Annotated in this window: 20 protein-coding genes; 8 read left to right on the forward strand and 12 right to left on the reverse strand. The window is 69.6% G+C overall.

The window, feature by feature from the left end; translation table 11 throughout:
• Window positions 1–8: 8 nt before the first annotated feature.
• Together ABTV91_RS04040 and cyoE are read left to right on the forward strand one after the other, a co-directional pair.
• Window positions 9–1,172: a COX15/CtaA family protein gene (locus tag ABTV91_RS04040; protein ID WP_433853341.1), complete on the forward strand. Its 1,164-nt coding sequence runs from the start codon at window positions 9–11 to the stop codon at window positions 1,170–1,172.
• Between the two features lie 4 nt (window positions 1,173–1,176).
• Window positions 1,177–2,070 carry a heme o synthase gene (gene cyoE / locus ABTV91_RS04045; RefSeq protein ID WP_433853342.1) on the forward strand — a complete coding sequence of 298 codons (894 nt, stop codon included), beginning with the start codon at window positions 1,177–1,179 and terminating at the stop codon, window positions 2,068–2,070.
• 81 nt (window positions 2,071–2,151) lie between these two features.
• On the opposite strand, the gene ABTV91_RS04050 is transcribed toward cyoE, so the two are convergent.
• The 6 genes from ABTV91_RS04050 to rpsU form a co-directional block, all read right to left on the reverse strand.
• The gene (locus ABTV91_RS04050) at window positions 2,152–3,123 is read right to left on the reverse strand and encodes a bile acid:sodium symporter family protein (RefSeq protein ID WP_433853343.1); all 972 of its coding nucleotides are present in this window, start codon (window positions 3,121–3,123) and stop codon (window positions 2,152–2,154) included.
• A gap of 34 nt (window positions 3,124–3,157) precedes the next feature.
• Complete coding sequence (locus ABTV91_RS04055) at window positions 3,158–3,655, reverse strand: beta-lactamase hydrolase domain-containing protein (protein WP_433853344.1); 498 nt, start codon at window positions 3,653–3,655, stop codon at window positions 3,158–3,160.
• Between the two features lie 18 nt (window positions 3,656–3,673).
• On the reverse strand, window positions 3,674–5,407 hold the full coding sequence (dnaG, locus tag ABTV91_RS04060) for a DNA primase (RefSeq protein ID WP_433853345.1): 1,734 nt from the start codon (window positions 5,405–5,407) through the stop codon (window positions 3,674–3,676).
• A gap of 103 nt (window positions 5,408–5,510) precedes the next feature.
• Window positions 5,511–6,374 carry a YihY/virulence factor BrkB family protein gene (locus tag ABTV91_RS04065; RefSeq protein WP_433853346.1) on the reverse strand — a complete coding sequence of 288 codons (864 nt, stop codon included), beginning with the start codon at window positions 6,372–6,374 and terminating at the stop codon, window positions 5,511–5,513.
• 89 nt (window positions 6,375–6,463) lie between these two features.
• Window positions 6,464–6,910: a GatB/YqeY domain-containing protein gene (locus ABTV91_RS04070; protein ID WP_433853347.1), complete on the reverse strand. Its 447-nt coding sequence runs from the start codon at window positions 6,908–6,910 to the stop codon at window positions 6,464–6,466.
• A gap of 134 nt (window positions 6,911–7,044) precedes the next feature.
• Window positions 7,045–7,260: a 30S ribosomal protein S21 gene (gene rpsU, locus ABTV91_RS04075; RefSeq protein ID WP_002808376.1), complete on the reverse strand. Its 216-nt coding sequence runs from the start codon at window positions 7,258–7,260 to the stop codon at window positions 7,045–7,047.
• A gap of 265 nt (window positions 7,261–7,525) precedes the next feature.
• On the opposite strand from rpsU, the gene tsaD reads away from it, so the two are divergent.
• From tsaD to ABTV91_RS04100, 5 genes are all read left to right on the forward strand, one after another.
• Window positions 7,526–8,587 carry a tRNA (adenosine(37)-N6)-threonylcarbamoyltransferase complex transferase subunit TsaD gene (gene tsaD / locus ABTV91_RS04080; protein ID WP_433853348.1) on the forward strand — a complete coding sequence of 354 codons (1,062 nt, stop codon included), beginning with the start codon at window positions 7,526–7,528 and terminating at the stop codon, window positions 8,585–8,587.
• Between the two features lie 147 nt (window positions 8,588–8,734).
• The gene (folB, locus tag ABTV91_RS04085; RefSeq protein WP_433853349.1) at window positions 8,735–9,088 is read left to right on the forward strand and encodes a dihydroneopterin aldolase; all 354 of its coding nucleotides are present in this window, start codon (window positions 8,735–8,737) and stop codon (window positions 9,086–9,088) included.
• Between the two features lie 63 nt (window positions 9,089–9,151).
• The gene (locus ABTV91_RS04090; RefSeq protein ID WP_433853350.1) at window positions 9,152–10,420 is read left to right on the forward strand and encodes a mechanosensitive ion channel family protein; all 1,269 of its coding nucleotides are present in this window, start codon (window positions 9,152–9,154) and stop codon (window positions 10,418–10,420) included.
• A gap of 121 nt (window positions 10,421–10,541) precedes the next feature.
• Window positions 10,542–12,680, forward strand: coding sequence for a glycoside hydrolase family 3 N-terminal domain-containing protein (locus ABTV91_RS04095; RefSeq protein WP_433854113.1), 2,139 nt, complete (start codon window positions 10,542–10,544; stop codon window positions 12,678–12,680).
• Between the two features lie 101 nt (window positions 12,681–12,781).
• The gene (locus tag ABTV91_RS04100) at window positions 12,782–13,276 is read left to right on the forward strand and encodes a hypothetical protein (protein ID WP_433853351.1); all 495 of its coding nucleotides are present in this window, start codon (window positions 12,782–12,784) and stop codon (window positions 13,274–13,276) included.
• 88 nt (window positions 13,277–13,364) lie between these two features.
• Here ABTV91_RS04100 and ABTV91_RS04105 read toward each other — a convergent pair whose 3' ends face one another.
• From ABTV91_RS04105 to ABTV91_RS04130, 6 genes are all read right to left on the reverse strand, one after another.
• Window positions 13,365–14,513 (reverse strand): PQQ-dependent sugar dehydrogenase, encoded by a 1,149-nt coding sequence (locus tag ABTV91_RS04105; protein ID WP_433853352.1) that lies wholly within the window; start codon window positions 14,511–14,513, stop codon window positions 13,365–13,367.
• A 209-nt stretch (window positions 14,514–14,722) separates the two neighbouring features.
• A complete protein-coding gene (locus ABTV91_RS04110; protein ID WP_433853353.1) occupies window positions 14,723–15,991 on the reverse strand; it encodes a dicarboxylate/amino acid:cation symporter in 1,269 nt (422 codons plus the stop codon).
• Window positions 15,992–16,184: 193 nt separating this feature from the next.
• Window positions 16,185–16,973 (reverse strand): L,D-transpeptidase family protein, encoded by a 789-nt coding sequence (locus ABTV91_RS04115; protein WP_433853354.1) that lies wholly within the window; start codon window positions 16,971–16,973, stop codon window positions 16,185–16,187.
• A gap of 17 nt (window positions 16,974–16,990) precedes the next feature.
• Entirely contained in the window at window positions 16,991–17,845 is an 855-nt protein-coding gene (locus ABTV91_RS04120) for a MurR/RpiR family transcriptional regulator (RefSeq protein ID WP_433853355.1), read from the reverse strand.
• A gap of 867 nt (window positions 17,846–18,712) precedes the next feature.
• Window positions 18,713–19,810: a dipeptide epimerase gene (locus ABTV91_RS04125; protein ID WP_433853356.1), complete on the reverse strand. Its 1,098-nt coding sequence runs from the start codon at window positions 19,808–19,810 to the stop codon at window positions 18,713–18,715.
• Window positions 19,807–21,255 (reverse strand): SH3 domain-containing protein, encoded by a 1,449-nt coding sequence (locus ABTV91_RS04130; RefSeq protein WP_433853357.1) that lies wholly within the window; start codon window positions 21,253–21,255, stop codon window positions 19,807–19,809. Before ABTV91_RS04130 ends, ABTV91_RS04125 begins: the two co-directional genes overlap by 4 nt.
• A 126-nt stretch (window positions 21,256–21,381) precedes the next feature.
• Between ABTV91_RS04130 and ABTV91_RS04135 the strand changes: the two genes are divergently transcribed.
• On the forward strand, window positions 21,382–22,863 hold the full coding sequence (locus ABTV91_RS04135; RefSeq protein ID WP_433853358.1) for a transglutaminase-like domain-containing protein: 1,482 nt from the start codon (window positions 21,382–21,384) through the stop codon (window positions 22,861–22,863).
• Window positions 22,864–22,899 lie beyond the last annotated feature (36 nt).

A 22,899-nucleotide genomic window follows, 5' to 3' on the forward strand; every position in this document is an offset into this window, starting at 1 on the left:
TCCATCCGATGAATGCCCCCGCGCGCCCGGCGCTGCACCGCAATTTCCACCGCCTGGCGTGGTTCGCGCTGATCATGACCGCGAGCACGATCATGTTCGGCTCGTTCGTGCGCCTGTCCGACGCCGGCCTGAGCTGCCCGGACTGGCCGACCTGCTACGGCCGCGTCACCTGGCCGCAGACCCAGGTGGAAGCCGCCCAGCACGTGGCCAGCGAGATCCGCCCGCTGGAAAGCCACAAGGCCTGGCGCGAGCAGGTGCATCGTTTCCTGGCCGGCCTGCTGGGCGTGGAGATCCTGACCCTGGCGCTGCTGGCCGCGCGCCGCCACCGTTGGGGCGTGGCGCAGGTGGTCACGGCCTCGGTGCTGGTGGCGCTGGCCATACCCCTGTACATGCGCGGCGAGCATGTCGCCTCCAGCGTGCTGGCCATCGGCGGCGAGGCGATCCTGCTGCTGGCGGCGCTGCGCTGGTCCAACATCGACCTGTCGCGCGCGGCGGTGCTGACCCTGGCGGTGGTCGTCTTCCAGGCGCTGCTCGGCATGTGGACGGTGACCTGGCTGCTCAAGCCCATCGTGGTGATGGGCCACCTGCTCGGCGGCATGCTGATGTTCGGCCTGCTGGTGTGGATGGCGTGGAAGGCCACGCACCTGCCCATCACCCTGGCGCAGGCGCCGCGCCTGCGCTGGTGGCTGCGCGCCGGGCTGGCGCTGCTGGTGCTGCAGATCGCGCTGGGCGGCTGGGTGAGCGCCAACTACGCCGCGCTGGCCTGCGGCGGCGGCAGCGCCTCGCTGGACAACTTCCCGCGCTGCGTGAGCCAGTGGTGGCCACCGCAGAACTACGCCGAGGGTTTCACCCTGTGGCGCGGCATCGGCGTGGACTACGAAGGCGGCGTGCTCGACGGCGCCTCGCGCATCGCCATCCAGATGGCGCACCGGATGATGGCCGTTGTCGTCGCCCTGTACCTGCTGGTGCTGTCGGCGCGCATGTTCCGCCTGCCGGGCATGCGCGGCTGGGCCAGCGCGCTGGGCCTGCTGGTGTTGTTGCAGGCCACGCTGGGCGTGCTCAACGTCAAGCTCGCCCTGCCGCTGGCGGTGGCGGTGATGCACAACGGCGGCGCCGTGCTGCTGCTGTTCGTGCTGGTCTCGCTGCTGGCGCGGCTGCGTGCCCCGGAGTGAGCCGATGAGTACGACGTTGCGCGATTACTGGGACCTGACCAAGCCCAAGGTGGTGGCCCTGATCGTGTTCACCGCGCTGGTGGGCATGTTCCTGGCGATCCCCGGCTGGCCGACCGCCGCGCAGGCGGCGACCGGCGCGGTGGGCTTCATCGGCATCTGGCTGGCGGCGGCGGCCGCCGCAGCGATCAACCAGCTGCTGGACGCGCGCATCGACGCCAACATGGCGCGCACCTCGTGGCGCCCGCTGGTGGTCGGCAAGGTGTCCTCGCGGCAGGTGCTGGTGTTCGCCGCCGCGCTCGCCGCGCTGTCGATGACCATCCTGGTGCTGTGGGTGAACGTGATCACCGCGGTGCTGACCTTCGCCTCGCTGATCGGCTACGCGGTGGTCTACACCGTGTACCTCAAGCACGCGACCTCGCAGAACATCGTCATCGGCGGCCTGGCCGGCGCCACGCCGCCGCTGCTGGGCTGGGCGGCGATCACCGGCATGCAGGGCGCGTCGGACTGGGCCTACGCCTCGCTGCTGGTGCTGATCATCTTCGTCTGGACGCCGCCGCATTTCTGGGCGCTGGCGATCTTCCGCCGCGCCGACTACGCCAAGGCCGCGGTGCCGATGCTGCCGGTCACCCACGGCGTGCCGCATACCCGCCGGCAGATCCTGTTCTATTCGGTGGTGCTGGTGGTGGTGACCCTGTTGCCGGTGGCGCTGGGCATGAGCGGCGTGTTCTACCTCGGCGGCGCCACCGTGCTGAACCTGGTGTTCCTGTGGTACGCGTGGAAGATGCAGGACCCGCCGGACGAGATGTTCAACATGCAGATGTTCGGCTACTCGGTGGTCTACCTGATGGCGCTGTTCGCCTTCCTGCTGGTGGACCACTGGCTGCTGCCCTGGCTTTGAGGCCGGGCCTGCGCCGCAGGTGCGGGGCTCGCCCCGCACGAAGCTTCACCGGGAACGCCTCCTGCGGGGCAAGCCCCGCAGCTACGGGGCGCGGCGCGCATAACGCTGCGCCACCACCGCGCAGACGATCAGCTGGAGCTGGTGGTAGATCATGATCGGCAGCACGATCGCGCCGAGGCTGCCGCCGGCGAACAGCACCTTGGCGATCGGCACGCCGGTGGCCAGGCTCTTCTTGGAGCCGCAGAACACGATGGGAATCTCGTCCTCGCGGCTGACGCCCAGGCGCCGCGCCAGCCAGGTGATGCCGGGCATGGCGATGGCCAGCAGCACCACGGCCACCAGCGCGGCGGCGAGCAGCGAGCCCACCGGCGTCTTGCGCCACAGGCCTTCGACCACCGATTCGCCGAACGCGCCATAGACCACCAGCAGCACCGTGCCCTGGTCGGTATAACGCAGCAGCGCGCGCTGCCGCTCCACCCAGCGCGCGATCCACGGCCGCAGCAGGTGGCCGGCGACGAAGGGCACCAGCAGCTGCAGCATGATCGCGCCGACCGCGTGCAGCGGATCGGCCATGCCGCCCTGGCTGCCGGCCAGCAGGCCCATCAGCAGCGGGGTCAGGAACACGCCGAGGATGCTCGACAGCGAGGCCGCGCAGACCGCCGCCGGGATGTTGCCACCGGCCATCGAAGTGAAGGCGATGGACGACTGCACGGTGGACGGCAGTGCGCACAGGAACAGCACGCCGATGTAGAGGTCGGGGGTGAGCGCCCAGCCGGCCAGCGGCTTGAATGCCAGCCCCAGCAGCGGGAACAGCACGAACGTGCAGGCCAGGATGACCAGGTGCAGGCGCCAGTGCAGCATGCCGGCGACGATGGATTCGCGCGGCAGGCGCGCGCCGTGCAGGAAGAACAGCGCGGCGATGGCGAAATCGGTGAAGCGGTCCAGTCCGCGCGCGGCGTTGCCGGTCATCGGCAGCACGGTGGCCAGGGCCACGGTGGCGAGCAGGGCGAGGGTGAAGTTGTCCGGTCGCAGGCGCGACCACCAGCGGGTCATCGGTGGGGGTGTCCTTGTGGGCAGGAAGCCGGGCTCAGGGCTTGGTGGGGGTCTCCAGCGCCGCGCGCACGGCCGGTTCCAGCGAGGTCAGGCCGGCGTCGCGGCCGAACTGCAGGGCGGCATCGGGGGAGGCGCCATGCACGCGCGCCTGCGCCAGCGCCAGCAGCGCGCCGGCGCGGTTGCCCGAGGCGCAATGCAGCAGCGTGGTTCCGGTGTCCTGGCGTAGCAGGCGGTCGAGCGTGCGCGCATTGGCCTCGCTGATGCCGCCAGCGCCGTCGATGGGCAGGCGCACGTAGCGCAGACCCAGCTTTTCGGCAGTGGCGGCTTCGTCGTAGCCACGCTCCTCCTGCGGCATGCGCAGGTCGATCACGGTGGTGACGCCGGCCCGCGCGGCTTCGCGCAGCTGCTGCGCGCTGGGTTGGCCGCTGGTGAACAGCCCCGGGCGCGGTTGCTTGAGGGCATGTTCGGCGGCGTCCGCGGCGCTGGCGCCGGCCAGCAGCAGGAACAGCAGTTTCGGCAGGTACGGGTTCATCGCTCCTCCGTTCGCGCGTCAGCGCATGGTCGCGCGTGTCTTGAGCAGCTCGCGCAGTTCGTATTTGTCGGTTTCGTCCAGGCCCTGCTGGCGCTGCTTGGCCTGCAGCTCGTCCAGGCGCTGCTGCAGCAGCTGCTTTTCCAGCTGCACGATGGCGTCGTGCAGCTCCTGGGTCCAACTGGCCTCGTCGCCGGGCAGGGCCACGGCCGCCAGGCGGTGCAGCGCGGCCTGTTCCTCGCGGCCGTCGAAATGCTGCAGCAGCGCGCCGGTGCTGATGTCCGGGCGCTGCTGCACCAGTTCCAGCAGTTCCAGCAGCAGTTCGATGCCGGGCAGGCGCAGGCCGGCGATGGCGTGGTGGCCCTCCAGGCTCAGCGCCAGCGAAGGCTGCTGCAGCAGGAGGGCGATGGCCGCGCGCACCAGGCTGCGTTTCTGCACCGGCGCGACCGGTGCGCGGCGCATGGGCGCGGCGGCCGGCGCGTTGCCGGCGGGCACGCGGCCCACGCCGGTCAGGCGCTGCAGCTCCTGCTTCATCAGGTCGCCGAAGGCGCCGTCGGGAATCTGCGCCAGCATCGGCTTCGCGCGCTCGGCCAGGCGCGCCTTGCCGTCGAGCGTGCCCAGGTTGATCTCGCGGGTGAGTTCGTCGAAGAAGAACTGCGACAGCGGCGTGGCCTGCTTCAGGCGCGCGTCGAAGGCTTCGGCGCCTTCCTTGCGCACGATGGTGTCCGGGTCCTCGCCGTCGGGCAGGAACAGGAAGAACGCCTGGCGCCCGTCCTTCATCCGCGGCAGCACCGACTCCAGCGCGCGCCAGCCGGCCTTGCGCCCGGCGTTGTCGCCGTCGAAGCAGAAGTAAACGTCCGGCGCGTTGCGGAACAGCAGCTCGGCGTGGTCCGGCGTGGTCGCCGTGCCCAGCGTCGCCACCGCCTGGGTGACGCCGAACTGGAACAGGCTGACCACGTCCATGTAGCCTTCGACCACGATCAGCCGCTCGATCTTCTGGTTGGCCTGGCGCACCTGCCACAGGCCGTACAGCTCGCGGCCCTTGTGGAACAGCGCGGTCTCGGGCGAGTTGAGGTACTTGGGGCCGTCGTCCTTTTCCATGACCCGGCCGCCGAAGGCGATGACGCGGCCACGGCGGTCGAAGATCGGGAACATCACCCGGTCGCGGAACTTGTCGTAGACGTGGCCGCGGTCGTTCTTTGAGAACAGGCCGACGCGCTCGAGCAGCTTCATGCGCCGCTCGTCCTTGCCCAGTGCGTCCTTCAGCGCGCTGTAGCCGTCCGGCGCGTAGCCGATGGAGAAGCGCGCGCGGGTGTCGGCGTCGACGCCGCGGCCGTCGAGGTAGGCCCGCGCCTTGTCGCTGCCTTCCAGCTGCTTCTGGAAGAAGCGGGTGGCGGCATCGAGCGCGGAGTACAGGTCGCGACTGTCGTCCTGCTGCTGCGGGCTGCGCGGGTTGGTATCGCGCGGCACTTCCATGCCGGCGCGCTTGGCCAGTTCCTCCACCGCGTCGAGGAACTCGAGGCGGTCGTAGTTCATCAGGAAGCTGATCGCGGTGCCGTGCGCGCCGCAGCCGAAGCAGTGGTAGAACTGCTTGGTCGGCGAGACGGTGAACGAGGCCGAGCGTTCGTCGTGGAACGGGCAGCGCGCCGCGTATTCCTTGCCCTGGCGCTTGAGCGGCACGCGCGAGCCGACCACTTCGACAATGTCGGAGCGGGCGAGCAGGTCGTCGATGAACGCGTCGGGGATTCGGGCCATGCGGGAAAGTGGAGCACCGCCGGCAGCGGTACATGGCGAAGTGTGCGGCAAGTGTACTAGAGGCCCGGCACCGGAACGGATGGCGTCTCCTCCGCGGGCGCCGTCAGGCGGCCTGCGGCGCCCGCGGGTGCGCGCGTTCGTCGATGACCGCGGTGACCAGGGCGCCGGCGAAGAACACCACGCTGGCGTAGTACACCCACACCAGCATGATCACCAGCGTGCCCATCGAGCCGTAGGCGCTGCCGGGCGCGGCGTTGGCGATGTACAGGCCGATGCCGTAGCGGCCCAGGGTGAACAGCACCGCGGTGATCGCGCCGCCGCCGAAGGCCTGCGGCCACGCCACCGGCCGGTCGGGCAGGTAGTGGTAGAGGAAGGCGAAGCCCAGCGCGTAGAGTACCAGCGTGGACACATAGCCCACCGCCGGCAGCAGCGAGGGCAGGTGCGCGAACACCACCTGCAGGGCGGTGGTGGCGACCATCGACACGATCAGCAGGAAACCCAGCGCCAGCACTACGCCGGCGGAGAAGATGCGCTTCTTCAGCCAGCCGAGCACGCCGTCGAAACGCTGCAGGTCGGCGCGGAAGATCCGGTTCAGCGCGCCCTGCAGCTGGGCGAACACCACTGTGGCGCCGACGAACAGCAGCAGCAGGCTCCAGACGCCGGCCAGCGAGCCCAGATCGGGCCGCGCGCTGGCGTTGGCGATGACCGTGTCGGCCACGTCCGCGACGCTGCTGCCGGCCAGGTCGCCGATCTGGCCGACCAGCGCCTGCTGCGCGGGCGGGTACAGCGAGGCGGTCAGCCACAGCAGCAGCACCAGCAGCGGGGCCAGCGAGAGCAGGGTGTAGAACGCCAGCGAGGCCGCCTGGGTCATCACGTCCGCTTCGCTGAAGCGGCGGACCAGGGCAGCCGGCAGGCTCTGCTGCAACCGCTCCAGGCGGTGCTTCATGTCCGGTGACAGGGGCGCCATGGCAGGCAGGATCGCACGCCGTCCCGGAGAGGACCGTGATGGATGCGCTCCTGCCGGGCGCGATGGCGTCCGGCAGGAGCGGCGGCGGATCAGCCGGCCAGGGCCTGCTTGACCAGCTTGGACACCAGGCCCATGTCGGCCTGGCCGGCCAGCAGCGGCTTGAGCACGCCCATCAGCTTGCCCATGTCGGCCGCACTGCTGGCGCCGGTCTGCGCGATGGCGGCGTTGATCGCGGCCAGGATCTCGGCCTCGCCCATCTTGGCCGGCAGGTAGCGCTCGATCACCACGATCTCGTCGCGCTCGACCTTGGCCAGGTCCTCGCGGTTGGCGGCCTCGTACTGGCTCACCGAGTCCTTGCGCTGCTTGACCATCTTGTCCAGCACGGCGATCACGGCGGCATCGTCCAGCTCGATGCGCTCATCGACTTCCTTCTGCTTGATCGCCGCGTTGATCAGGCGGATCACGCCGAGGGAGTGCTTGTCGCCGCCCTTCATGGCGGCCTTCATGTCTTCGGTCAGTTGCTGTTTCAGGCTCATGGATCACCTCTTGCGGGATCTGAATGCGGGGTGCGCACGGGGCGCGGGAACGCAAAAAGCCGGCTACGCTCGCGCGTGCCGGCTTTCACTCCCGTTACGGAAGGCCGAAGCCCCCGCTCAGGAGCTGCGTCCGATCAGTACAGGCGCTGACGCTTGGTGACGTCGCGCGAGGAACGACGCAGCTGGCGCTTCACGGCAGCAGCGGCCTTGCGCTTGCGTTCCTGGGTCGGCTTTTCGTAGAACTCGCGCTTGCGGGTCTCGGCCAGCACGCCGGCCTTTTCGCAGGTGCGCTTGAAGCGGCGGAGCGCAAACTCGAAAGGTTCGTTCTCGCGGACTTTGACGCTGGGCATGGAATCTCCGGAACACAGTGAGACCGGGTCACGCCCGGTGAGCCGCGCATTATAGCCGCTTTGAATCCGGGCGCAAGTGGGCCCGGCTGGCCGGGCCGAGGGGAGCGGCCTGCCATGGCCTTTGGGTCAGCCGCCTGGTCGCTGGCGCCGTGGCAGGAAGTCGGCCGCGATGCCGACGGGCGGGGCCGGGCGGAGGGACGTCCGGAGGCGCCCGCGACCGCCGCCGCGGTTCGTAAACGCGCGCCTTGGGGTTCACAATACCGGCATGAAAGTCCTTGGTATCGAATCCTCCTGCGACGAGACCGGCGTGGCGGTGTACGACACCGCGCTGTCCGGCGTCGACGCCCTGCGCGCCCATGCGGTCTACAGCCAGATCGCACTGCATGCCGAATACGGCGGCGTGGTGCCGGAACTGGCCAGCCGCGACCACGTGCGCAAGACCCTGCCGCTGATCCGGCAGACCCTGGACGAGGCCGGCATCGCCGTGTCCGAGATCGACGGCGTGGCCTATACCGCCGGCCCCGGGCTGGTCGGCGCGCTGCTGGTCGGCGCCGGCGTGGCGCGTTCGCTGGCCTGGGCGCTGGACGTGCCGGCCATCGGCGTGCACCACATGGAAGGCCACCTGCTGGCGCCGCTGATGGAGGACGACCCGCCGGAGCCGCCGTTCGTGGCGCTGCTGGTTTCCGGCGGGCACACCCAGCTGATCGCGGTGGATGCGATCGGCAGCTACCGCCTGCTGGGCGAGACCCTGGACGACGCCGCCGGCGAGGCCTTCGACAAGACCGCCAAGCTGATGGGCCTGCCGTACCCGGGCGGCCCGCAGCTGGCTCGGCTGGCCGAGGCCGGCACGCCGGGGCGGTTCCGGTTCGCCCGGCCGATGACCGACCGGCCGGGGTTGGATTTCAGTTTCTCGGGTCTCAAGACCCAGGTGCTGCTGGCCTGGCGCGACAGCGACCAGAGCGAGCAGACCCGCGCCGACATCGCGCGCGGCTTCGAGGATGCGGTGGTCGATACGCTGGCGATCAAGTGCGAACGCGCGCTGGAGGCGGCTGGCTGCGACGTGCTGGTGGTGGCCGGCGGCGTCGGCGCCAACAAGCGCCTGCGCGCCAGGCTGCAGGACGCCGCGCAGCGTCGCGGCGGCCGCGTGTGCTTCCCGCGTCCGGCGCTGTGCACCGACAACGGCGCGATGATCGCCTTCGCCGGCGCGCTGCGCCTGCAGGCCGGCCAGCACAGCCCGGCCGAAGTGAAGGTGGTGCCGCGCTGGGACATGGCCACACTGCCGCCGGTGGCGGCAGGGAAGGGGAAACAGGAAGCGGGAAGTGCCTGATCGCGGCGAGTGCGCGATGTTCGCGCGCCGTTCCGGTCCTGGAATCGGCGCGTGGGTGCTTCCCGCCGGATCGGCCGCTCTCCACTTCCCTTTACGCGCCAACACGTAACATTCCCTGTTCCCCAATCCCGGTTCCCCGCTTCATACATGGACAAGGTATTCATCGAAGGGCTCGAGATCGACGCCCTGATCGGCATCTACGACTGGGAGCGGCGCATCCGCCAGACCCTGGTGTTCGACCTGGAGATGGGTTTCGACAACCGCAGGCCGGCGGCGACCGACGACATTGCCGATACGCTCAACTACAAGGCGGTCAGCAAGCGCCTGCAGGAATACGTGCGCGAATCGGATTTCGGCCTGGTGGAAACCCTGGCCGAGCGCTGCGCGGGGATCGTGCTGGATGAATTCGACGTGCGCTGGCTGCGCCTGAAACTGAGCAAGCCCGGCGCGGTGCGCGGCGCGCGCGCGGTGGGCGTGGTCATCGAGCGCGAACGGGCCTGACGCGGCAGTGCCGGCCGGCGGCCGGCGATTTCAAGAACGACGGAAACACACAGGAGACGACGGATGGTGGATGCGGTGGTGGCGGTACAGTGGCTCGAGCGGTTGCAGAACACACTGGAACCCTATCCCGGCGCCTATCTGGCACTGATGATTTCGGCCCTGCTGGTCGCCGCGGCGCTGGCCAACTGGGTCACCAAACGCATCCTGCTGCGTGGCCTGCGCCGGCTGCTCAGCCGCCTGCCCGGCGCCGAGACCGGGCGCGGCAGCCACCTGATGCGGGTGATCGCGCGGCTCTCCAACGTGGTGCCCAGCCAGGTGATCGCCGCCGGCATCCGGGTGGTGCCGGACCTGCCGCCGGGCGTGGTGGCCTTCGTCGTCGGCGCCTGCCAGGCCTGGGCGGTGCTGACCGTGGCGCTGGCGGTGTCGCACGCGCTGGATGCGGCCAACGACCTCTACGAGCGGCGTCCTGACGCCCGCAACAAGCCGATCAAGGGCTACCTGCAGGTGGCGAAGATCGTGATCTTCGTGATCGCCGGCCTGTCCATCGTCGCCACCCTGGCCGGCGTGGACCTGCGCTACCTGGTCACCGGCCTGGGCGCGGCCACCGCGGTGCTGATGCTGATCTTCCAGGACACCATCCTGTCGCTGGTGGCCAGCGTGCAGATCAGCGGCGACGGCCGCGTGCGCATCGGCGACTGGATCGAGATGCCCAGCCAGAACGCCGATGGCGACGTGATCGACATCGCCCTGCATACGGTGACGGTGCAGAACTGGGACAAGACCATCACCACCATCCCGACCAAGAAGCTGGTCACCGAGTCGTTCAAGAACTGGCGCGGCATGCAGGAATCGGGCGGGCGGCGCATCAAACGCTCGATTTTCCTGGACCAGCACAGCGTGCAGTTCCTCGACGCGGCGGCGCTGGCGCGGCTGGACCGGTTCGGCCTGCTCGACGACTACCTGGCCGGCAAGCGCGCCGAGCTGGAACAGTGGAACGCGCAGGTGGCGCAGGCGCATCCGGAAGAGGTCAACGCGCGCCGGATGACCAACCTGGGCACCTTCCGCGCCTATGTCGAGCGTTACCTGCGCAGCCATCCGGGCATCCACCAGGGCATGACCCTGATGGTGCGGCAGCTGGCGCCGACGCCGCAGGGCCTGCCGCTGGAGGTCTACTGCTTCACCGCGTCGGTGGCCTGGGTGCAGTACGAGGCCACGCAGTCGGACGTGTTTGACCACCTGCTGGCGATCCTGCCCGAATTCGGCCTGCGCGTATTCCAGGAATCCAGCGACGCGATGCTGATGGCGATGCGCGGCGGGCCGGCGTCCGCCTAGCGGTGCGCGGGCCGGGCCGGCTTTCCGGGCTTCACGACGACGGCGCTAGAATCCGCGCTTTGCAAGCGTTTCCATACAAGGACCGCCGGTGGCAGACCGCATCGAATCCCTGATCGCCCGCATGACCCTGGAAGAAAAGGTGGGCCAGTTGGGGGTTTTCGCCGACATGGTCCGCCCGTTCGCGCCGGATGTGAATCCCGACGCCAACGTGCGCAACGCCGGGCAGGTGCTGGAGCAGGTGCGCGCTGGCCGCGTGGGCTGCCTGTTCAACGGCGTCGGCGCGGCGCAGGGCCGGGAAATCCAGCGCGTGGCGGTGGAGGAGAGCCGGCTCGGCATCCCCGTGGCGCTGGCCGCCGACGTGATCCACGGCATGCGCACGGTGTTCCCGATCCCGCTGGGCGAGGCGGCCAGCTTCGAGCCCGCGCTGGCCGAGCGCACCGCCCGCGCGACCGCCATCGAAGCCACCGCCGCCGGCATCCACTGGACCTACGCGCCGGCGGTGGACATCGCCCGCGACCAGCGCTGGGGCCGCGGCGCCGAATCGGCCGGCGAGGACGTGGTGCTGGGCTGCGCCTTCGCCGCCGCGCGCGTGCGCGGTTTCCAGGGCGGGGACCTGGCCGCCGCCGATTCGCTGCTGGCCACGCCCAAGCACTTCGCCGCGTACGGCGCGGTCGCCGCCGGCATGGAATACGCGCCGGTGGACATCTCGCCGCAGACCCTGCACGACGTGCACCTGCCGCCGTTCAAGGCCGCGCTGGCGGCCGGCGCGCGCGCGCTGATGAGCGCCTTCAACGACATCAACGGCGTGCCGGCCAGCGCCAACCGCTGGCTGCTGACCGACCTGCTGCGCGGGCAGTGGGGCTTCGACGGCGTGGTGGTTTCCGACTACACCGCCGACATGGAGCTGATCGCCCACGGTTATGCCGCCGACGAGGTGGACGCGACCTGCAAGGCGTTCAGCGCCGGCCTGGACCTGAGCATGCAGAGTGGCTTCTACGCCGCGCACCTGCCCGGGCTGGTGGAAAGCGGGCAGGTGCCGGTGGCGGTGCTGGATGAATCGGTGCGCCGCATCCTGCGCCTGAAGGAGGCCATCGGCCTGTTCGACGATCCCTACCGCTCGCTGGACCCGGCGCGCGAGGCCGATGCGTCGCACATCGCCGCGCATGACGCGCTGGCCCGCGACGCGGCGCGGCGTTCGATCGTGCTGCTGAAGAACGAGGGTGCGCTGCTGCCGCTGCGCAGGGCCGGGCAGAAGATCGCGCTGATCGGTCCGTTCGCGCAGGACCGCGACAACATCGAAGGCTGCTGGACGCTGTTCGGCGACAAGGCGCGCTACGTGACGCTGGAAGCGGGCGTGCGCGCGGCGCTGGACGACGACGCGCTGCTGGAGGTGGTGCCCGGCTGCGCGTTGGAAGAGGCGTTGGAAGGCGGCATCGAGGCAGCGGTGGCCGCGGCGCGGCGCGCCGACGTGGCGGTGCTGGCGCTGGGCGAGCCGCAGCGTTACAGCGGCGAGGCGCAGTCGCGGGTGGAGATCGTGCTGCCGCCGGCGCAGCAGGCCCTGGCCGAGGCGGTCGCCGCCACCGGCACGCCGCTCGTGGTGCTGCTGCGCAACGGCCGCGCGCTCGCGCTGCACGGCGCGGTGCGCGAGGCGCAGGCCATCGCGGTGACCTGGTTCCTCGGCACCCAGACCGGCCACGCCGTGGCCGACGTGCTGTTCGGCGCTTACAGCCCGTCCGGTCGGCTGCCGGTGAGTTTTCCGCAGCACTCCGGGCAGCAGCCGTACTTCTACAACCACCCGCGCACCGGACGCCCGGAACTGCCGGAGATGTCCGAGTTCAAGGCGCGCTGGCGCGAGATTCCCGACGCGCCGTTGTATGCCTTCGGCCATGGCCTGGGCTACAGCACGTTCGCCTACGGCGCGCCGCGCCTGGGCACGCCGCAGCTGGAGTGGGACGGCGAACTGGTGGTCACCACCACCGTCACCAACACCGGCATGGTGGCCGCCGAGGAAGTGGTGCAGCTGTACGTGCACGACCGCGTCGCCAGCCGCGTGCGCCCGGTGCGCGAGCTCAAGGCGTTCGAGAAGATCCTGCTGGCGCCGGGCGAGGCGAAGGACGTGGTGTTCCGGCTCGACCGCGGGCAGCTGGCCTTCACCAACGGCGAAGGCGTGTTCGCCGCCGAGCCGGGCCTGTTCGACCTGTGGGTATGCGCTTCGTCGGCGAGCGGCGAGCCGGTGCGGTTCGAACTGCTGGCGCCCTGACCTCGTATTTCCGGCCTGCTGCCGGGCCGGGATGGCGACCGGCATCTTGATGCCGGCGGCGGGCATGCGATGCTTTGGCTGCGCCTGTCGGAGACCTGCCGATGCCTGCCCCGATGCCCACCTACCTGCCGTGGCTGATGACCGCCGGTTTCGGCTGGATGTACTACCGCCGGCTCCGCCGCCATTTCGGCTGGCAGCCCTGGCAGCCGCGCCGCACTCTGGCGCGCATCGTGATCCTGGCGCTGGTGGCGGCGATGCTTGGACTGGCCGCGGCCTTCGTGCCGCACGTGGCCGCCGGCATGGCCGTGGGTGCGCTGGCCGGCATCGCGCTGGCATGGTTCGCGCTGAAGCACACGCGCTTCGATCAGCGCGAAGGCCGGCCCGGCTACACGCCCAATCCGTGGATCGGCGGCGCCTTGTCGCTGCTGCTGGTCGCGCGGCTGGCCTGGCGCTGGCAGGACGGCGCCTTCAGCCAGAGCATGGCGCCCGGCGCGGCCAACGCCAGCCCGCTGACCCTGGGCCTGGCTGCCGCCCTGGTCTGCTACGGCCTGGTGCAGGCCATCGGCCTGCACCTGCGCATGCGCCGGAAACCGTAGGAGCGCACTTCAGTGCGCGATGAAGCTCTCCCGGCAAAGCCCCGTCGCGCACTGAAGTGCGCTCCTACGAGTGCGCTCCTGCAATGCGTTACAGGGCGCGCGGCGTCAGCTTGAGCAGCCGAGCGTTGCTGCCATCCTCCAGCAGCCACAGCGCGCCGTCCGGGCCCTGCGCCACCGCGCGGATGCGCTTGCCCATGTCGAAGCGCCCGGCCTCGCGCGCGCTGTCGCCGTCGAAGGCGATGCGTACCAGCGACTGCGACGAGAGGCCGCCGATGAAGGCGTTGCCGCGCCACTGCGGGAACAGCGCGCCGTCATAGATGACCAGGCTGGACGGGGAGATCACCGGCGTCCAGCTGACCTTGGGCGCGACGAACTCCGGCCGGGTGTCGTGGTCGGGAATGTCGCGGCCGTCGTAGTGGTCGCCGTTGGAGACCAGCGGGTAACCGTAGTTGCCGCCGCGCTGGATCAGGTTCAGCTCGTCGCCGCCCTTGGGACCCATCTCGTTTTCCCACAGCCGCCCGCGCGCGTCGAAGGCCAGGCCGAGGATGTTGCGGTGGCCGAGCGACCACACCTGGTCGGCGGGCGAACCCTGCGCCGCGAAGGGGTTGTCGGCCGGCACGCTGCCGTCGTCATTGAGGCGGATGATCTTGCCGAGGTTGCCGCCCATGTCCTGCGCCGGATCGAACTTCTGCCGCTCGCTGGAACTGATCCACAGCTTGCCGTCCGGTCCGAACAGCAGCCGGTGCCCGTAGTGGCCGTTGCCGCTCACCTTCGGCGTCTGCCGCCAGATCACCTGCGCGTCGACCAGGCGGCCGCCGCCGTCGGCGTCGAGCACCAGTTTCGCGCGCGCCACCGCGGCGCCGCGGGTGTCCTTCCCGCCGGGCTCGGCATAGCTGTAATAGACCAGCCCGTTGTGGGCGAAATGCGGATGCACGGCCACGTCGCCGAAGCCGCCCTGGCCGCCATAGGCCACCGTCGGCACCCCGGCGATCTCATGGCGGCGGCCGCTGGCCGGATCGAAATGGACCAGCTTGCCGGCCTTCTCGGTGACCAGCAGGCTGCGGTCGGGCAGGAAGGCCATCGCCCACGGCTCGTCGAAACGGGCCACCTCGGTAGCGGCGAACGGCCATTGCGCCGGCTTGACCGCCGCCTCGGCGGCGGGGTCCGCGGCGCAGGCGGTGGTGAACAGGGCGGGCGTCAGGCCAAGGGCCAGACAGAGCAGCAGCGGGCGGGGCATGGCACGTCCTCCGGGTGAATGCGGCAAGGATCCCACCATAGGCGAAGTCGGCAAGCGCGGGAAAGGCCGCCCGCCGTCACTCACGGTAGGAGCGGCTTCAGCCGCGATGAGGCTTTCCCGTTGGATTCCCATCCATTGAGCGTGCAGTCCCCGGTGCCCAGAGCTGCGTGAAAGCCCCGTCGCGGCTGAAGCCGCTCCTACGGTTGGTTTCACACTTCCTCGGGCGTGCCCATGCGTTTGGCGACGATCGAGGTGGCGGTCATGTCGCCGGTGGTGTTGCCGATGGTGCAGAACACGTCGGGAATCGTGTCCACCGCCAGCAGCACGCCCAGCGGTTCCACCGGCAGGCCCATGCTCTGCGTGACCGGCATGTTGTTGGTCATGAAGTTGGCCTGGCCCGGCAGGCCGGTGGAGCCCATGCTGATGGCCGCGGCCAGCAGCACCGCCACCGCGTACTGCGAGAAGGTGATGTCGATGCCGTACAGCCAGGCGATGAAGCTGGCCACGGCGATGTACTGCGCCGGGCTGGTCACGCGGAACAGCGACACTGCCATCGGCAGCACCAGCGAGGTCAGCGCGGCGGGATAGCCCAGCCGGTTGCGCGCGCTGTCGATCATCGCCGGCAGCGAGGCCAGCGACGACTGCGTGCTGCCGGCGATGACCTGCACCGGCACCAGCGCGGCGGCGAAGCGGCGCAGGCCCTCGCGCGCGGCCAGTACCGCCACCACGTACAGCAGCAGGGTGATCAGGATGTAGACCACGCACATCAGCAGGATGTAGTAGCCGAGGATGCCGAGCACGCTCATGCCGACCTCGGCGCAGACCACCAGCACCAGCGCGAACACGCCCAGCGGCGCGGCCCACAGCACCCAGCGCACGATGGTGATCATGGTGTCGCCGACGATCTTGATGATCTCCAGGATGCGGTCGCGGCGTTCGGCGTCCTGGCGGCTCAGCGCGAAGCCGAAGAACATCGCGAACACCACCAGCGGCAGCATCGCGTTGGCCGAGGCCACGGCCAGCACGTTGCTGGGGATCAGCGAGGAGATCCACTGCGCGGCGGTGGGCGCCTTGGACAGCGTTTCCGGCGCGTGCAGGGCGGCGCGGAAGGTCTGCATGGTGGCGCTGTCGTGCGGCACCAGCCCCAGCAGCGCGGGGGTTATCACCGCCGAGAAGCTGGCCGCGGCCACCAGCAGCACGATGAACACCAGGATCGCGTTGCGTGCGGTGCGACCGGACGCGGCGGCGTTGCTGGCGGTGTTGACGCCGACGATCACCAGCGCAGTGACCAGCGGCACCACCGTCATCTGCAGCGCGTTGAGCCACAGCCGGCCGATGGGCCGCGCGAACTCGGCGACCTGCAGCGCGAGCACCGGGTCATGGTGGGTGAGCGCCAGGCCGACCACCGCGCCGACCAGCAGCGAGATCAGCACTTTGACGGGAGCGGAGAGCCGGAAGCGTCGGGTGGTTGTGGTCATGGAAGGCCAGAGGAGGTTGTAGGAGCGAGGTGAGTCGCGACCGGGGTTCAAAGCCCCTCTCCCTCCGGGAGAGGGGTTGGGGGTGAGGGTACGGGCGGAGCCTCATGCAATCGAACATGGCGAGGCTTCGCCCGCACCCTCATCCGCCCCTTTGGGGCACCTTCTCCCGGAGGGAGAAGGGAAAAGAAAAGGGTCAATGAGCGGCCTGCGGATGCTGCACTGGCAGGCCCCAGCTTTGCTGCAGGCGCGCGTACTCCGCCTCGGGCAGCAGCACGAACAACGGATGCGCCGCCGGGTCCAGCCAGCCGAGCAGGGCCTCCATGCGCGCCGGTTCCATCGCGGTGCAGCCGGCCGTCGCCTCGCCGCTCTGCCGCCACAGGTGGGCGAAGATGCAGCTGCCCTGGCCGGGTTGGGCCTTCGGGTTGTGCTCGATCACGAAGCCCTCGCGGTAGCGGCGGTCGCCCTTGTTGTGCAGGTCCAGCCGCATCGGCTCGCTGGAACCTTCCACCGCCTCGCTGCCCACCACCTCGGCGTCGACGATGCGGTTGTACAGCGGTGAATCGGGCACATCCATGCAGTAGCTGGTGGCCAGCATCGGCTGGTAGGGCAGGGCGCTGTCGATGCGCGGCGCGTAGCCGAAGGCTTCGCCGATGCCGAACACGCCGGCCGGGCTGCGGCCGTCGCCCTCGCGCTTCTGCGGGCCGTCCTGCTGTGCCGGATGCACGCCCAACCCCCAGGCGCTGCCGTTGCGGCCGAGCGCCACGTCGAATGCGGCGCCCTGCGGCTTCCAGCCCTGCGCGGTGCGTTCGTAGGCCTGCAGGCGGCCCGACGGCGTGTCCCACGACGGCGTGGTGACGACCACCAGCTGGCGCGCATCGTGCACCGGCGTGGCCGGCGGCGCGGCCGAGGTGGCGCCGACCAGCGCCATCGCGGACAGCGACGGCAGCAGGCACCGGGCGAGGGAACGGAACAGGGAGGACATGGCGGCGGCTCCGGCAATCAGTTGTCGATCAGCTGCTGGATGCGTTCCTGGTTCAACGCCAGCTGGCGCTGGCGGTCCGGGTTGGCATGGCACAGCAGCACGAACACGAAGTCCAGCAGGTACTGCAGCGAACAACGGTACAGCAGTTGCGCGACCGGCGGCTGCGGGTCGTGCGCGCAGATCGCCAGCGAGGCGTCGGCGTGCGCGCGCAGCGGGTTGGCGGTGTGGCGGGTGATCGACACCACCTTGCCGCCCATCTCCTGGAACTGGCGCGAGAGCTGCCACAGCTGCGGCAGCTTGCCGAACTCGGAGAACACCAGCAGCACGTCGCCGGGGCGCGCCGCCGACAGGTTGGCGGTCATCAGGATCGGGTCGGCGTGCTGCACGGTGAGGATGCCCAGCAGCGCCAGCCGCATGGCGAACTCGCGCGCGTACAGGCCATCATCGCCCAGCCCGTAGACGAACACCTTGGGCGCGGCGTCGATCAGCGCGATCACCGCCTCGACCTCCTCCTGCGGGTTGGCGACGCGGGTTTCCTCCTCGGCGGCGGCCTTGCTGCGGCGCAGGCCCTCGGCGACCTGCAGGTAGCCGTGCGGGTCGCTTTCCGGCGGCCATTCGGCGACGTCGCCGTTGCTGTTGTTGGCCAGCGCCACCGCCGCGCCGACCGAATACTTCAGGTCCGGGTAGCCCTTGAACCCCAGTTTCTGGCTGAACTTGACCACGCTCGACTGGCTGATGCCCAGGGCGTTGGCCAGCTGCTGGGACGAGTAATCGCGCAGCAGGTGGGCGTTGTCGAGGATGAAGTCGGCGATGCGCCGTTCGATCGCCGACATCTGTTCGCGTTCGGAGCGGATTTTTACCAGGGGTGGCATGGGCGGGATGTCGGCTGCGATGGGGTGACTCTAAAAGGAATTCAGGGAGGCGTTAAGGCCTTGCAGCGCGATATCGGGAATGAAGGGATATCGGGGCTATTGACTGGGCTTCGGCCGTTGCTCCGGCTTTTGACTTTCCGGGTTCCCTTCCGCAGCGACGGAGCTGGCGGACAAGACCCCGCAGGGGCGACGTGCAGGGATGCACGTCGTTTTTCGACGAGACAGGGATGTCTCGTCGAAAAATCCCGCCGGCGGAGTGGACCCGGCGCGCGCAGCGCGTCGGGCGCGGAGGCAGGGCGTGCTTTCTTTTGGCTATCTTTTCTTTGCACGAGCAAAGAAAAGTAGCTCGCTCCTGCGAAGCAGGGGCGAAAGCTCTGCTTTCAAGCTTCTGGCCTGGTTGTTGTTTCTTTCCAGGGCAAAGACCCAGGCAGCGGCAGAAGCAAGGGCTTTCGCTCCCCTTCGGGGTGCGAGCTACTTTTCTTTGCTCGTGCAAAGAAAAGGTAGCCAAAAGAAACATGGGCCGGGACGCAATCCGTCGGGCTGCGCCCGCCGGTCCCCTGCGCTCCTCGCGTGCCGAGGGGACGGCGCACAACTCGCTTCGCTCAGACACGTGCGCCTCTTCGCCCCTCGGCCCGCTGCGGTGCTCGGCTCGCTCTACGGCCGGGGAAGTCAAAAGCCGAAGAGCAAAATCACGGGCAACGGCAACGGCAACGGCAACGGCGGAAGCGACGGCAGAAGCGACGGCAGAAGCGACGGCAGAAGCGACGGCAGAAGCGACGGCAGAAGCATTCCCCACTGCCTCCCCGGATGCGGCCCACCCGGCAGGGAGTGCGACAGCAACAAGGTCGGTTGCCGTCGCCATGCCGGTCATGCCTTCAGCATCTCCAGCCCGCGCACCTCGGTGATGCCGAGCCCCGGCGCATCGGTGATGCTGATCTCCGACTCGTTGAAGATCACCCCGCCATTGACCGGGTTGAACAGGCTCAGCGACGGCCCGTCCAGGTCGACCTTGGTGATCGCGCCGGACTTGGCCACGGCCAGGTGCACCGCCGCGGCCACGCTGATGCTCGACTCGAGCATGCACCCGATCATGCAGGGAATGCCGTACAGCGAGGCGATGTCGGCGACCTTGATCGCGTTGGAAATGCCGCCGGTCTTCATCAGCTTGATGTTGATGATGTCCGCCGCGCGCTGGTGGATCAGGTCGAACACCTGGTGCGGGCCGAACACGCTCTCGTCGGCCATCACCGGCGTATTGACCCGCTCGGTGACGTACTTCATGCCGTCGATGTCGGCCGCCTTGACCGGCTGCTCCAGCAGTTCCAGCACCACGCCGGCGTTCTCCAGCGCGTTCATCGCGTAGACCGCCTGCTTGGCGGTCCAGCCCTGGTTGGCGTCCAGGCGCAGCAGGGCGCGGCCCTCGACCGCGGCGTGGATCGCCTTGACCCGCTCGATGTCCAGCCCGATGTCCTTGCCGACCTTGATCTTCAGCGACTCGAAGCCGCGCTCTATCGCCGACAGCGAATCGGCCACCATCTTGTCGATGTAGTCCACGCTGATGGTGATGTCGGTGGTGATCACCGGGTCGCCGCCGCCGAGCATCTGGTACAGCGGCGCGCCGTGCAGCTGCGCCCACAGGTCGTAGATGGCGATCTCGACCGCCGCCTTGGCGCTGGTGTTGCGTTCCAGCGAGGACTGCACCAGCCCGCAGATGCGGTTGAGGTTGGCGATGTCCTCGCCGATCAGGCGCGGCTTGATGAAGTTGTTGATGGCCTCGATGATCGAGCCGTGGGTGTCGCCGGTGATCACCGCGGTGGCCGGCGCCTCGCCATAGCCGGTATGGCCGCTGTCGGTGCGCACCAGCACCACGATGTCCTCGACCGATTCGACGGTGCGCAGCGCGGTCTTGAACGGGGTTTTCAGGGGCACGCGCAGCATGCCCAGTTCGATGTCGGTGATCTTCATTTGGCGGTATGCGGGCGGATGCGCTGGATGTTGGTGATGCGGTCGACGTAGCTGGCGGTGTCGCTGGCCATCATCGGCTGCAGCGGCGTCACCGAGACGCCATTGAGGTGGGCGGGAATCCGCTTGCCGTCGGCGCCGAACCAGCTGCCACCGGAGGTATCGTGGATCATCCAGGCCATGCCGTCGGCATGGCCGATGGTCATCATCACATGCCCCGGGATATAGACCAGGTCGCCGACCTGCAGCGCGTCCACCGCCGCCTCGCGCCTGGCCTTGCCGTCCTTCTCGCCGAAGGCGATGCGGTCCAGCGCCGGGCTCACCGCCTGCGCGCTGGTATTGCGCGGCAGCAGCACGCCGAAGCTGCGGTAGACCTCGGAGACGAAGCCGCTGCAGTCGCGGGTGTCGTAGGAATGGCCCCAGCCGTAGCGTTCGCCGAGGAACTTGAAGGCCTGGACGAGCAGGTTGCGCGGGGTCAGCGCCAGGTAGTCGTCGCTGCTGTCCTGCGAGCGCGGCAGCAGCGCCGGCACCAGCGCCAGGCTGCCGTCGTCGTTGCGTACCGGCAACTGGATGACGTAGGCGGCATGGCTCTGCTGGCCGTTGACCGGCCGCAGCGCCGGCCAGTCGGCCAGCACCGGCACGCGCACGCCCATGTCCAGCTGCAGGCGCGAGACGCGCGGCTCTTCCGGCGTATGGGCGGTGGTGGCGGTGGCGCCGGTGATCACCCGGTGCGGGCCGCTGGCCCCGTAGCCGAACACCTGCGCGGCGTCGCCGATGCCGACGAAGCGTTTCTCCACCCAGGCCACGTAACGCTCGCTGGCCACGAACAGCCAGTCGCCATCGGCGCTTTCATGCAGCACCGCCACCGCGTCGCCGGGGAACAGCGCCGATTCCTGGAAGCGGTCGATGTCGGTGTCGTCGTTGCTGGAGAACGCGCGCAGCCCGGTGGGGAAGGCGCGCAGCGCGGCGCGGTGCACGACCAGACCGTACTGCAGTGGACGCTTGTCGTCGATGCGCCCGAGCGCCAGGTTGTCGATGACCGCGCGCAGCTGCGCGGCGCCGATTTCCTTGCCCTGCACGTCGTACAGGGTGCGGGTCGGCGGGCGCGAGATCGCCTCGATCTGTTCGCGCACGAAGCCGCGCGGCAGCGTGGCCGGCAGCGCGCGCAGGTCGTGGATGGAGCCGTCGAGCTGGCGCATGCGCGCGTTCTGCGCGGCGATGCCGGCGCGGTCGAGGATCACCCGGTCCGGATCGGACAGCTGCGCGATCCAGTGCGCGGCCGACAGGTAGTCCTCGCGCAGGCCGATCACGCCGGCGTAGTCCTGCGGCGAGGCGGTGGCCGCGCCGAGCGCGAAGGCCGGGCCCGCGCACAGCGGCGCGGCGATCAGGAAGGACCAGCAGGCCCGGGCGAGGCGCCGGCGACGGGGTCGGACGGGAATGGCGTTCATGGGGGCTCCCTCTGGATGCAACGGAATACTTATTCCTTTCGTCTATGAAATCAAGAATAAATTATTGACCCACTGTCGCATGCGTGTTACACAACCGTTATCCCGCGTGTTCGTGGAAGTGTTGCCGTGGATCCAGCATCGCGCCAAGTCCCAGTCGCTTTCATGCCTGCCCGATACCGGCTCATGGCGGGCCTGCTGTGCCTGCTTTCGGGCACCGCGGGCGCGGCCGATACGCTGGAACAGCTGGCCGCGCGCGTGGACCGCGGCGATTTCGCCGGCGCCGGCGCGCAGATCGACGCTGCGCTGCAACAGCCGGCGCTGGACGACGCGCAGCGCGACGCGTACCTGTTCCAGCGCGAGCGCATGCGCCGCATGCGCCTGGATTTCGGCCTGGACCGCGAGCGCGCCATGGCCGCGGTGCGCCGCTACATTCCCGACCTGCGCGAGGACGAGTTCCGCGCCTGGGACGACGCCGGGCTGATCGAACACCTGGACATCGATGGCCAGCGCCGCTGGTTCAACCGCGCGCCCTCGAACCTGTTCCGCGTCAGCGACGCCGCGGTCGCGCGGCGCTCGCCAGCGATCAAGCCGCCCGCACCCGGTCCGTTCGAAGTGGTCACGCCACATCATCTCGAGGTGCTCAAGGCCGCGCAGGCCGGCGCCACCAGCGTGGCGCCGCGGCGGGTGCGGGTGACGCAGTCGCTGACGGTCAAGGCCGACGCGGTACCGGCCGGCGAGACCGTGCGCGCCTGGATTCCGTACCCGCGCGCCATCCCCGGCCAGCAGCAGGACATCCGCTGGCTGGGCAGCGTGCCGGCCGGCGCGCAGGTCGCACCGGAAGCGACGCTGCAGCGCACCGCCTACCTGGAGCGCAAGGCGGTGGCCGGCACGCCGACCGAGTTCTCGGTCAGCTACGAAGTCACGGTCCATGCGCGCCATTTCGCCATCGACCCGGACGCGGTGCGGCCCACCCCGGACGATCCCGCGCTGGCGCCCTACCTGGCCGAGCGCGCACCGCACATCGTGTTCACCCCGGCGCTGCGCGAGTTCTCGCGGCGCGTGGTGGGCGAGGAGACCAACCCCTACCGGGTCGCGCGCCGGCTGTTCGACGCGGTCGACCGCATCCCCTGGGGCGGCGCGCGCGAATACTCGACCATCGGCAACATCAGCGATTACGCGCTGCACGCCAACCACGCCGACTGCGGGCAGCAGACGCTGCTGCTGATGGCCCTGCTGCGCCTGAACGGCATACCCGCGCGCTGGCAGTCGGGCATGGTGTATTCGGACAACGAAACCGGCTACAGCAACCTGCACGACTGGGGCGCGCTGTACCTGGCGCCCTACGGCTGGGTGCCGATGGACGTGACCACCGGCGCGCTGGACAGCCCGGTGCCGGCGGTGCGCGATTTCTATTTCGGCGGGCTGGACGCCTATCGCATCGCCTTCAACGACGATTACGCGCAGCCGCTGGTACCGGCCAAGCGGCACTTCCGCTCCGAAACCGTGGACTCGCAGCGCGGCGAGGCCGAGTGGGCGGGCGGCAATCTCTATTTCGATCAATGGGACTACGACTTCCAGTGGCAGGTCCTGCCGCCGCCAGAAGGCTGAGCGTCCATCACACCGCTGTATTTCACAACACTGCAG

Source organism: Stenotrophomonas nitritireducens, from assembly GCF_050984405.1.
In the GTDB taxonomy this organism is placed as follows: domain Bacteria; phylum Pseudomonadota; class Gammaproteobacteria; order Xanthomonadales; family Xanthomonadaceae; genus Stenotrophomonas; species Stenotrophomonas nitritireducens_B.